The organism is Tissierella carlieri, assembly GCF_018917285.1.
GTDB lineage: Bacteria > Bacillota > Clostridia > Tissierellales > Tissierellaceae > Tissierella > Tissierella carlieri.
Genome location: NZ_JAHLOH010000039.1, coordinates 1 through 10,572 on the forward strand (window position 1 = coordinate 1; position 10,572 = coordinate 10,572).

At 29.5% G+C, this 10,572-nt stretch carries 16 protein-coding genes; all 16 read right to left on the minus strand.

Going from position 1 to position 10,572, the window contains the following annotated elements; translation table 11 throughout:
• Positions 1 to 258: helix-turn-helix domain-containing protein (locus tag KQI38_RS12240; RefSeq protein WP_216559817.1), on the minus strand; the 258-nt coding region annotated here is incomplete at its 3' end.
• A 132-nt stretch (positions 259 to 390) separates the two neighbouring features.
• Positions 391 to 726, minus strand: coding sequence for a divalent cation tolerance protein CutA (gene cutA / locus KQI38_RS12245; RefSeq protein ID WP_216559819.1), 336 nt, complete (start codon positions 724 to 726; stop codon positions 391 to 393).
• 173 nt (positions 727 to 899) lie between these two features.
• Positions 900 to 1,583: a hypothetical protein gene (locus tag KQI38_RS12250; protein ID WP_216559820.1), complete on the minus strand. Its 684-nt coding sequence runs from the start codon at positions 1,581 to 1,583 to the stop codon at positions 900 to 902.
• A 220-nt stretch (positions 1,584 to 1,803) separates the two neighbouring features.
• Complete coding sequence (locus KQI38_RS12255) at positions 1,804 to 2,553, minus strand: aminoglycoside adenylyltransferase domain-containing protein (RefSeq protein ID WP_216559822.1); 750 nt, start codon at positions 2,551 to 2,553, stop codon at positions 1,804 to 1,806.
• 181 nt (positions 2,554 to 2,734) lie between these two features.
• Positions 2,735 to 3,238: an NUDIX hydrolase gene (locus tag KQI38_RS12260; protein ID WP_216559823.1), complete on the minus strand. Its 504-nt coding sequence runs from the start codon at positions 3,236 to 3,238 to the stop codon at positions 2,735 to 2,737.
• Between the two features lie 171 nt (positions 3,239 to 3,409).
• Positions 3,410 to 3,853, minus strand: a complete 444-nt coding sequence (locus KQI38_RS12265) for a 2-thiouracil desulfurase family protein (RefSeq protein ID WP_216559825.1) — start codon at positions 3,851 to 3,853, stop codon at positions 3,410 to 3,412.
• Positions 3,854 to 3,973: 120 nt separating this feature from the next.
• On the minus strand, positions 3,974 to 4,801 hold the full coding sequence (locus tag KQI38_RS12270) for a DUF2785 domain-containing protein (RefSeq protein ID WP_216559827.1): 828 nt from the start codon (positions 4,799 to 4,801) through the stop codon (positions 3,974 to 3,976).
• A 100-nt stretch (positions 4,802 to 4,901) separates the two neighbouring features.
• Complete coding sequence (locus KQI38_RS12275) at positions 4,902 to 5,729, minus strand: hypothetical protein (RefSeq protein WP_216559829.1); 828 nt, start codon at positions 5,727 to 5,729, stop codon at positions 4,902 to 4,904.
• 76 nt (positions 5,730 to 5,805) lie between these two features.
• Positions 5,806 to 6,447 (minus strand): AAA family ATPase, encoded by a 642-nt coding sequence (locus KQI38_RS12280; RefSeq protein ID WP_216559831.1) that lies wholly within the window; start codon positions 6,445 to 6,447, stop codon positions 5,806 to 5,808.
• Between the two features lie 91 nt (positions 6,448 to 6,538).
• Positions 6,539 to 6,928 carry a DUF6483 family protein gene (locus KQI38_RS12285; RefSeq protein ID WP_094899043.1) on the minus strand — a complete coding sequence of 130 codons (390 nt, stop codon included), beginning with the start codon at positions 6,926 to 6,928 and terminating at the stop codon, positions 6,539 to 6,541.
• Between the two features lie 48 nt (positions 6,929 to 6,976).
• Positions 6,977 to 7,597 carry a histidine phosphatase family protein gene (locus KQI38_RS12290; protein ID WP_216559833.1) on the minus strand — a complete coding sequence of 207 codons (621 nt, stop codon included), beginning with the start codon at positions 7,595 to 7,597 and terminating at the stop codon, positions 6,977 to 6,979.
• Positions 7,598 to 7,638: 41 nt separating this feature from the next.
• Entirely contained in the window at positions 7,639 to 7,863 is a 225-nt protein-coding gene (locus KQI38_RS12295) for a CPBP family intramembrane glutamic endopeptidase (RefSeq protein WP_216559835.1), read from the minus strand.
• Between the two features lie 261 nt (positions 7,864 to 8,124).
• Entirely contained in the window at positions 8,125 to 8,643 is a 519-nt protein-coding gene (locus KQI38_RS12300) for a hypothetical protein (RefSeq protein ID WP_216559837.1), read from the minus strand.
• 119 nt (positions 8,644 to 8,762) lie between these two features.
• Positions 8,763 to 9,212, minus strand: a complete 450-nt coding sequence (locus KQI38_RS12305) for a GNAT family N-acetyltransferase (RefSeq protein WP_216559838.1) — start codon at positions 9,210 to 9,212, stop codon at positions 8,763 to 8,765.
• Between the two features lie 117 nt (positions 9,213 to 9,329).
• Positions 9,330 to 9,800 (minus strand): hypothetical protein, encoded by a 471-nt coding sequence (locus KQI38_RS12310; protein WP_216559840.1) that lies wholly within the window; start codon positions 9,798 to 9,800, stop codon positions 9,330 to 9,332.
• A gap of 123 nt (positions 9,801 to 9,923) precedes the next feature.
• Positions 9,924 to 10,448: a GNAT family N-acetyltransferase gene (locus KQI38_RS12315; protein WP_216559843.1), complete on the minus strand. Its 525-nt coding sequence runs from the start codon at positions 10,446 to 10,448 to the stop codon at positions 9,924 to 9,926.
• Positions 10,449 to 10,572: the final 124 nt, after the last annotated feature.

Genomic DNA, 10,572 nt, shown 5'->3' on the forward strand with positions numbered 1-10,572 from the left:
AAGTGCTAAATCCTGATAAGAAACCTCTGTAGTTAGATACAACTCTACCACATGAAGCTTAAATTCGAAAGAGTAAGTTTGATTTTTTCGTTTTCTCATTAAACCATCAGAGCCAAATTGATTGTATGCAGAAACCCATTTTTGTAAGTCCCTCGTAGAAGAGATATTATATTTTTCAGATAGAAAAGCGAATCCGCCCTTTCCAGCTAAATATTCTTGCACAACTTTCATCTTAAATTCATAACTATATTTTGCCATTTAAAAACCGACCTCCCATCAGTTAGATTCTTAGGTCTAACTTTTGGGGGTCGGTTCATTTTGATTACATGCTTTTTTAATGTGAACTTTCTTTTGATTTCCATGTGCCCTATTTCTATAAAAAATTCACTTTTATAATTCAAATAAATCATTTATGATTGGGATTATATTAAATAATGGCTCTTCATATGGATGAATTTTCTTAATAGCTTCAATTGCATTTTTAACATATTCCATTTTACACCTTACTTCAACCTTGCACTCCTCACCTTCACAGATCTCTCCAACCTGGCCATTATAAGGATTAGCTCCTTCTAAGGGTCTCCAATATCCCTTAACATTAGTTACAGACATACAATTATCATAATCTCCTACTCTACAGGCATTTGCTCTATTCAGCTCATCTCTTAGGTCCATGATATATTCTTCTGGAATATAGATTTCAATCTTTACCTCTTTAATTTCCATAGTTTTATTCACTCCTGTTATACCTTAATCTTTATATTTATTATTACAAACTCTACCAACTGTAAAGTTTTCAGATTTCATCTTTACTTTTAAAAAAAATTCAAATAATATTGATACCATCAAGACGTTAATTAACTGCTCATATGAACATAACATACCTCATATCTAGACTCTTACTTTTCTCTTGGTCTATTTTTCTTTTTTGCACTTAATGATTCATTTATATGAACTACATGATGTCTTGTAGCTGGCATCAATATTATCCCTGCTGCATTTTTTCTTCCCCAGAAATCTATTAACCAATTTGCTCCTTCAACATCTAAAACTGCACCTTCTTCCAAAACACGATTCAATCTATCTTTTTCAATTTTTCTTTTCATATCAGCTGGTTTAAGACTTTTTATAATTTCTATTGTTCTTCTTCCTACAGCTACTCTATAATTTTTTAATTCCTCCATATTAATATTTTTACTAAATTCCATTATATCTTCTCCTGTCATTGCATTTCCTGTATCAATTATTTTGGAATTTATTTTTTCTTTCCAATTTTCCACATTAAAAACTTGTTCACTTCCAGCAACTAATATATTCATTGTTATATCTTCTATTCTTGAAGAATGCCATATACCATATGCTATAGTTCGTCCTTTTTCATTTGTGGAAGTTCTAAATGTATTTTCATCTAATCCTTCCCATAATTCATCTTCAAATGTTTTCTTATCTATTCCTGACATATTGGATGAATGAACCATTGAATGTAATTCCAAACATAACTTTATACTTTCTTCAATATTATCTCGTTTAAGAATTATCTCCCTCAATTGTTTTATATCTTTATTCCAAGATTTTATATCCATTTCATATTCTCCCTATAGTTCTTTATTATATCTTTTTATTTCGACAACATAGTATCAAATAAAAAAGTTATCCAAATAATACTAAACAAGAGTCACATAGCTTGCAACTTAAATTAATCATCTTCAAATTTGTATTTCAATTGCTTCAGATGTTTTGGCAGAACGAATATAATACATCTTCTACACCCCTTTAAACTTCATTCCATAACAAGCACTATTTCTATTTATATACCCTTATTTCTTTTAACATATAATTAGCATATTCTTTCAATATACCCTTGCTATATTCCATTTGATCTAATTTATTAGTATATACATTAACAGCATCTTCCACAATTCTTCTATATTTTTGTGGTACAACTTCCTTAGCCCAATTTCCAGCCTCTAGCTTTGAACAAACTACATTTTCCTTCATATAATACAATACCCTACATAAATTTAAAGTAATGTAAACCGTATTTTCCACTATATTTTCCTCAGCATTTTCTATATCATTAACAATTGAATCTATATAATATTTTCTTGGTACATCTGCAAATACTCCCCCAATCTTTTTACCATATAAACAAATGCCTCTATTTATAACTATTGTGAAATGAGCAGCTAAATCCTCATCCGTAGAATTTCCACAAATATAATTATTATCAGATAGATACTTTTCTCTATGAGAATCTGAATAATGCAATTCAAATGGTGTGGGATATATAAATTCTTTCGCATACTTTTCTAGAACAATACTCATCTCTATTCCTTTTTTAGGTAAATTGTCTAAATGTATTATTGATTCAATAATATCTTTCTTCGTTGCAACATCTATAGCTTCTCTTACTACAACAAGAAAATCTATATCACTTTCATTTGTATAGCATCCCATCGCCAATGAACCATGTAAATATATTCCGACAAGATTTTTATCTAATATATTTTTATACCTTTGAACTATAATATCTAGTATTTTCTTAGGTTCCATCTTCTCACCTTGCTCTAATATTTCTTTAAAAAATCTGAAAGTAATGCTATGATAACAAGGAATGTGGACATTTTATTAAATAAAGTCCAACATCATACAAAGATAAGGATTAGGTCCTTATAAGAGCCTCCAATACCCTTTAACATTGGTTATAGACATACAATTATCATAATCTCATACTCTATCTAGATTTTATTTTATATTTTAAGTATTTCTTTAATGCTACAACATGCATGGGATAAAAGGCTTTTTCATTACCTTCTAATAGTTCTTGCAACTCCTTCAATGATATCCATCTAATATTTTTTGCTTCATTTGTATTTTTCAATAATTCTCCATTGGCTTTACAGATGAATGTTTGTACCATTATGGGATATGTACCTTGGATATTTTGACTACATGAAAAAGGAATATAATTTAAAACTTTATAATCATTTTCTTGAAAAATTAGAGCTTCATTTTCGCCTTCAATATATGTAACTTCCAGCCCTGTTTCTTCCCAAATTTCCCTTCTTAAACAATCGAAGATGTTTTCAAATTCTCTAATCTTACCTGCAGGTATTTCAATCAATCCTGATTCTGCTTTGGCATTGTCTTTATACCTATCTTGAATTAATATGTAATCTATTCCAGATATATTTTTCTCAATTATTCCGCCTACACCAGGCTTAGAAAACAGTTCCATAACTTTATCCTCCTAAGTTTATATGCCTGTCCTTATTAAAATATGGGGCTGGGTATCTCTAACCCTATACTCTGCAATGTAACATAGCTCTTGTGATCATATATTATTGTAAAATGCGACAACACAATTTTTTCTTCTAAAACAGTTCAATTTCTAAATCCAATGTTACGATTACACCACTAACATATCTAAATTATTTTCCGTATATACTTCAACATTATTTTTAATTAATAGTTCTGCAACTAAGCCATTTCCTTCTATCAAATTACCTGAAAATGTTCCATCATATATAAGTCCACAACCACAGGAAGGACTTTTCGACTTTAATATTGCTTTTTTGATGCCTATGGCTTTGGCAATTGCTAGAGTCTTTTTCGCACCTTCAATAAATTGTTTGGTAAAATCTCGTCCATCCTTGCTAATTACTTTTATATCTCCATTCTCATATGTGACAATCTCACAGCTTGACCTTGGAGTAGGCAATCCGGCTAACTGCTCTGGACACACAGGTATTGCCTTTCCTTGGTTAACCAATTCCACTATGGCTTTATGTTCACTATTTCCTCCATTATATCTACAATTAATTCCTACTAAACATGAGCTCACTAGATACATACTTTAATAACTCCTTTTATCATTTTAAATAAAATACAATTTTAAATTCTAGACTATCATTGATACCTCGACAAGTAATAATATGACAACTATCACAACAAACTTAGGCAACAATGATCTCTAATTAAAGCTACTTATTTTTGTTAAGGTATCTTTTATTTGTTCAGTTAGAATTTGAGTATTATCTAATCTGATTAATCTAAAATATAAACTTCTTAATAAATTTTTTACATTAATTAATAGATTATGATCTTCTGGATATATTCCTGTCCTTTGTAATACATTAAAACTTTTTATCCATTCACAAAATTCTTCATCAGTTATTATTTTTCTATTGAATATACTTATTATTGCAGTTACTAACCTTTCATCTTCTTCATTAATATATACATAATTATTAATACAGATTTTATTTTTAATTATATCTAGCATGTATAATAACTCTTCATGTCCTATTTCCGAGCAAATAACTAAATCATCTAGTGCATCTGCAGCATGTGCAACTGAATGTGCCCATCCCTGATCTTTTACATATCCCCTTAAATCTTTCTCCTTTATAAAATAATCTACTACTTTTATATAGACTTCTTTAATATCCTTTTCTGAAAGAAATTTAAATTGTCTATTATTAATAAGTATCAGCGGTATCAATAAAATAGAAAAGGAACGAGTAAATACTGAATCAGTATTTGTCTCCCCAATTTTAAAGAATAGATGATTATCATCCATACTAATTGCTAGCAATTCCTTTAACTTATCAGTTGCAATCTCATTATTCATAATCCAATGATACATTACTGAATATATTAATTTATCTCGTAACTCTGGATCTGTACTACCTATATCATAGATCATTTCCGTAACAAGCTCATTAACATTTACCTCTGCTGGAACTTTATAATTATCTTCTTTTATTTCTTTTAATATTTGCTTTAGATTGTTTTTCATATATAAATCTCCTCACTTCATCATTTATTTCTATTCAATCCATTACTTTCAAAATCCAATTATTTCACTATATACCACAGTAATTAATATAAAAGTTTATTTATTGTAACTGACATCCTTCACAATAATAAATACTTCCTCCCAGATAAGCTTCCTTAATTATATTCTTGCCACAAATCTTACATGGCGCTTTCACGGTATTCTTGCTTAATTTTGTAGCATAACCTCCAGAACACCCAAATAAATCCTTTTCTGTATCTCGTCCACCTTTTGTCACCATCTCATTCAAAGTAGATTTAATAGAGTGATATAGTCTCTCTATCTCTTCACTTGAAAGTGTTGATATCTTTCTTTTAGGATGAAGTTTGGCATTGAATAATATATCCTGCAATACTCCATTTCCAAGACCTGGTATACGTTGCTCTGTAGCTAAAAGAAATTTTACACTTTTCTTCTGTAAATTTTCATCTGATATAATCTTTTCATAATACTTAAAATCAAATTCTCTAGATAAAGGAGATGGTTTCTCTTTAGCTAATTCATAATATACATTATCGAATTCTCCATCTTTAAAACACCATATTCCACCGTACATTTGAATAGATGCAACAAGTGAAGAACCATCGTCAAACTGTATTAACAATTGATGCTTTGGTGGTAATTTCTGACACTTACCAAAGTATCGCAGATTTACTCCATCACCTAATAATAATATAATGTCACCTAGGCTGATTTCAACCAAACCGGCATATGCACAAGCTTTCTCTATTATTTTACCATTTAATTTTGAATTATACTCACTAGGATCACCATAATACCAAGCAAACTTATGGGGTGATTGATTAGTAATAACATCATTAATCTTTTTGCCTCTTAAAGTTTCATTTATTTGACATGATAAGGTGATAGCTTCTGGTATTTCAATCATACAATTCCCTCCTAATATATAGTTACTTCTTGTCTATTCAACAAATATGGTAGTCTAATAGTTCTAGTTTATTGACTCATAACATATAGATATTCTCCTCTTCCTTTCTAACATAATTTAATACATAGTCAGCATTTTGGATAGGGCTATATTCTTCAATATATTTATCTTCTGCTGGAAAATATCGTCTTTCATATTTTAATTTTATTTCTTCCGAATTTCCCATATACTTGTCTCTATTCATTACACGATTTAATCGTACCTCTTTTGGCACATCTAGATAAATCACGTAATCAAAGTATTCTCTTATCTCTTTCCTTTGTAAAAATATGCCTTCCAATAATATAATTGAACCCTGCGATATTTTTATTTGTTCTAAAGTATATATATCATTGTCTTTATCATATATTTCAATTTCCTTGTCAATTTCGATTCCTTCCTTTACTGCCATCAAAATCTCTTTAATTAAATAATCATATCTCCATTGGATATTATAATAGCAATACCATTCTTCTTTAGATTCATTATATCTAATATTTTTTGGATGTATGAAATCATCAATATGCAATATGACTGTATTATAATCCCTATTGCTCAATTGTGACTTTAATGAGTTAACTATTGTGGTCTTACCAGCTCCCCCTAAGCCATCAATTCCTATGATTAAGTTTTTTTGTAAAGTACGCTTTTCTATTATTTTATCTAGTAATTTCTCCATTTAAAAATCACCTAAGTTCTCTATAATATTCTTTTCTATTCATTTACCTTACCTCAAGTCCAAACCCCTGCACTCGTTAGCATATGTCTCATCAATATTCCTTCCAGCTAATCCCTAAACCTTCAAATTTAATACTATATAACCTCAATATATCTTCAAGACCTAATTTTATTTCTTCACGACTAAAATCTGCTTCTTCTAATTCTTCATCACTCAATTTATTTACTTTATCATAAAAATCCATAGCTATTTTTATGTATATTAAATCATTGGTTTCTATGTTTTCAAACAATAGGTCTTCTGCTTCATTGACTTTTAGATTATTTATCAGGTTTATTAACCTTTCGTATAATAGGTGAACTTTTTCAGAATTACTTTCACCGTGGATATTTAGTTCCACACTATCCTTCTTAAATAATACCTTCCCTATCATATGTATAAAGCTTGTAATCTGCCTCATTATCCAATCTTGATGATACATAAATTTCACCTCTTTAGCTCTTTTTTATCTTTAATTACTTTAATGAATTTACTCATTTAGCTCTAATAAATGTTCCTGCTTATTTAAAAATATAATCCTTCTTTCGTTACCACTTACCTTCCATAAATGTATCCCCGTATCACCAGTACTTATATATGAATCGGTATTAACTGGTAGCATCATAAAACTTCTAAAAAGCATATTTATCATTCCACCATGTGACACTATACATATCCTAGTTTTGTTTTCTTCTTCCTCATATTTATGTATAAACTTTGACCAAAACATCTCTGCTCTAGCTCTAAAGTTAATATATGACTCTGATTGTGCAAATTCATCATGAGGCTTTCTGCCAGCTTTTGGCATAGAAAATTTCTCATTTGCTTCTGAACGATATAAACCTGCTAATAAACCATTATTCCACTCCATTAACTCATCATCAAAGATTATGTCTATACCAGTTTCTTCACTTATAAACTCGGCCGTTTTTGCTGCTCTCTTTAGTGGACTGCTTAAAATAATATCAATTTCATAATGATCTTTTATCCATTTCCCAGCATATTTAGCTTGTCTACATCCTAATTCTGTAAGTTCAAAATCTGCTCGCCCTTCATGTCTATCTTCTAAATCAGCAACAGACTGTCCATGTCTTACCACTAACATTTCCATCCTACTTCCCCCTTATCATGTCTCGTTAATCTCTAATTTAATTAATATATAGAGCCCGTATAAATATATAATATTCCTAAAATCAGTCCACAAATTAATGCAGATAATGTTTGAACCATATTAAAGTGTAATAATGCAAATAATATAGATGATACCAGTAATGCTAATATAATTCCATATTTATTGGATAATTCTCCTAAGACATAACCCCTTATCAATATTTCTTCTACAGTTGGTATAAGACATACCCGTAGAAAACTTGTCATCGGTGCTGCCCTAAGAGAGTCTAGCTGTTCTTGAAAATTAACTTCGCTTTTTGGAAAAATAGATTCAAATATATGTCAATACTATCTACCTCCTTAATCTAATTTGATTGATCTCTATCTAGATTTAATTCCCTGTTCCTTGAACTTTCGATAACATGATTTTATTAGCAACTACCACTTTAGTAATTATCAATCTCTAATTTAATTATTTTGATATATGCTAATGATTTACTAAGCTGAAACTTAACTAATATTCCTTTATCATTCTAAATCGTGAGAATATATTATATTAAAGTCCTTTTCATTTACAACAGATAATTCCATGCGAACAATTTTCCCTTTGAACTGAATAAATCTTTTTGACATTTCACCAATAATCCCACCTAAGTCTTCTATTTCACTATAATACAGAGATATATGAGGTAGCCATAGTCCTGAATCAACACTTGTCCACATGTTGCAATAAGAATCATATTCTTGATGATATTCCTCATAATATTCTAATAATTTTCCTGAAGTAGAAGGTATGCAAGCAATACAATTAGTTGTTAGAAAGCCCAATGCTGAGCAATTTATATAGAATGATTTTTTTCCCTCTACAAATTTCTTGGTATACTCCAAAATTTCACCTATATCAATATTTATAAAACTTGCAAATGTAATATGTCCATAGATAGGATTATATTCAATGTCAAATAGTTCTAATGCCTTTCTTAGCTCATCTAATTTTTGATTAGTAGTTTCATCCAATATCCAAATAGCATATACTTGATTAGCCATATTTATCTCCTCCTATAAGACATATTTTTAACCAAACTTTGCTCTCCGTGAAAGGATATAATATCTTAAAATATAGATTATGCTACACGTAGTTTACTAAGTATAATCCTTTTCTTCACTTAAAAGTCAAGTGCCATGATAATTTCATCATCATCATCATCTTCATCTTCTTCATATGTATGATAAAATCCGATACTGGTAAATAAATTTACAGCAACCTCATTTCCCTTACAATAACAAAGCTTAACACGATTATATTTACCATGCTCCTTCATTCTATTAAGAATAAGCTCTAATGCGGCCCTAGCATAACCCATCCCTTGAAATCCTTCATCGATCATAAATTGATCTAGAATATAGCAACTAGACGGCCATTCTCTATAAAATAACAGCCCAATCATTTCATCATCATTACAGATAATTAACGCCTCACTGACTTCATCTCTATATGCATATGCCCTTGCAAGGATTCTCACATTAGGAGAAACAAAACTCTCTTGCTCTTTGCTAACCCTTAACTCATTTACCATTCTCCAGTTATCTGGCGTAACTTCTTCTAAATGTATCATTTATTTATCCTCCTAAAATATAAATATCTTTATTGTACAAAATGAAAAGAATATGTATTGACTCAACAACATACTATGTTCATTTTGTACAATCATATAAATTAGAATTTATTAAGCTTATTTTATCGCTTTTACATGTTGAATGTGTATTCCTATATGTCCTATACCAATTATGATGGCAGATGCAATCAACCAAATAACTTTACCATAAATACCTAATAGTAAAAAGGCCATAACAGGCAGACTCGCAAGAGGTACGGGAATCCTACAAAAACTACGATAAAAATTTTCTTCTGTATGTTCATTCATAAAATATCTAATCCAACAAATCTCATAAAAAATCATCAGTAAAAATGATGATATTAACCATAAACTCCATGATGAAAACGAAACAATATTAAAATCACTAAAAATCAATACGCTACAGGTACAACATACTTGTCCAACACGTTCAAGCAATAATAATATTTTATTCTCTTGGGTATTGTCATAATCTATTGGCTGATTCTTACTCCAAATAATATTTGGAATAAATAACATTAGTAAATATATCAGACCTATATATGAAAATCCTAAATGTCCTAGCATATGGTACCTCCTCAATAGATTATTATTTTGCTATATGCTATAAATCCTTATTTATCTGTGAATTATATAAATAATATTTACTTCTTTTACATCTCTTAAAATATAATTTATTGATAATATTCCTTACTTTAATCTATTTGTGTTTCTTAACATATAGTTCAATTTGTCTTCCCATCTATCATGCATATCATAACGATGCTCTTCTCTATTGATAAATTCAAATCCAAACTTATCAAATATCCTTTGCATTCTAAGATTGGAACCCATTGTATCAGCATATATGTAATTAAGTTCTAAAACATTAAATGCATAATCTATTGCCACTTCAACTGCTTCTGTTCCATATCCTAACCCCTTATATTTATCATTAACAAGAGCAATGCCAAGTTCACATTGACTTTTCCCATGATTAATCCTTTTAAAAGATAATTCACCTATTAGGGTTTCATCTGATAAAAAAATCCCTACTCTCGGATACCATGATTCTTTTTGAGTGATAGAATCATATCCTGTATCTACTTCTTCTTTATTATAAATATAAGGATTGGGGTCCATAATTGGATCTGGGATATACGATTTCCAAAATTGATGATATTCTTCTCTCGTAAATGTCCTTAAGCATATTCTATTTCCTTTAATATTAATCATAAGTTCCTTGTATGATATAGTCAACGACTAAAATCATACTCTCCTTTCTTTTTTATTATAATTATCCGCTATAATTAAACTAGACACTGTGGACTTTTAATTTGACCTTATAGCTTGACTATTT

What these genes read in the sequence shown, in the direction of transcription:
- cutA (WP_216559819.1), bottom strand. Translation starts at nt 726, where the DNA reads ATGGAAATTAAAGAGGTAAAGATTGAAATCTATATTCCAGAAGAATAT.
- KQI38_RS12270 (WP_216559827.1), bottom strand. Translation starts at nt 4,801, where the DNA reads ATGAAAAACAATCTAAAGCAAATATTAAAAGAAATAAAAGAAGATAAT.
- KQI38_RS12275 (WP_216559829.1), bottom strand. Translation starts at nt 5,729, where the DNA reads ATGATTGAAATACCAGAAGCTATCACCTTATCATGTCAAATAAATGAA.
- KQI38_RS12310 (WP_216559840.1), bottom strand. Translation starts at nt 9,800, where the DNA reads ATGCTAGGACATTTAGGATTTTCATATATAGGTCTGATATATTTACTA.
- KQI38_RS12290 (WP_216559833.1), bottom strand. Translation starts at nt 7,597, where the DNA reads ATGGAAATGTTAGTGGTAAGACATGGACAGTCTGTTGCTGATTTAGAA.
- KQI38_RS12255 (WP_216559822.1), bottom strand. Translation starts at nt 2,553, where the DNA reads ATGGAACCTAAGAAAATACTAGATATTATAGTTCAAAGGTATAAAAAT.
- KQI38_RS12280 (WP_216559831.1), bottom strand. Translation starts at nt 6,447, where the DNA reads ATGGAGAAATTACTAGATAAAATAATAGAAAAGCGTACTTTACAAAAA.
- KQI38_RS12250 (WP_216559820.1), bottom strand. Translation starts at nt 1,583, where the DNA reads ATGGATATAAAATCTTGGAATAAAGATATAAAACAATTGAGGGAGATA.
- KQI38_RS12315 (WP_216559843.1), bottom strand. Translation starts at nt 10,448, where the DNA reads ATGATTAATATTAAAGGAAATAGAATATGCTTAAGGACATTTACGAGA.
- KQI38_RS12260 (WP_216559823.1), bottom strand. Translation starts at nt 3,238, where the DNA reads ATGGAACTGTTTTCTAAGCCTGGTGTAGGCGGAATAATTGAGAAAAAT.
- KQI38_RS12295 (WP_216559835.1), bottom strand. Translation starts at nt 7,863, where the DNA reads ATGACAAGTTTTCTACGGGTATGTCTTATACCAACTGTAGAAGAAATA.
- KQI38_RS12305 (WP_216559838.1), bottom strand. Translation starts at nt 9,212, where the DNA reads ATGATACATTTAGAAGAAGTTACGCCAGATAACTGGAGAATGGTAAAT.
- KQI38_RS12265 (WP_216559825.1), bottom strand. Translation starts at nt 3,853, where the DNA reads ATGTATCTAGTGAGCTCATGTTTAGTAGGAATTAATTGTAGATATAAT.
- KQI38_RS12285 (WP_094899043.1), bottom strand. Translation starts at nt 6,928, where the DNA reads ATGTATCATCAAGATTGGATAATGAGGCAGATTACAAGCTTTATACAT.
- KQI38_RS12300 (WP_216559837.1), bottom strand. Translation starts at nt 8,643, where the DNA reads ATGGCTAATCAAGTATATGCTATTTGGATATTGGATGAAACTACTAAT.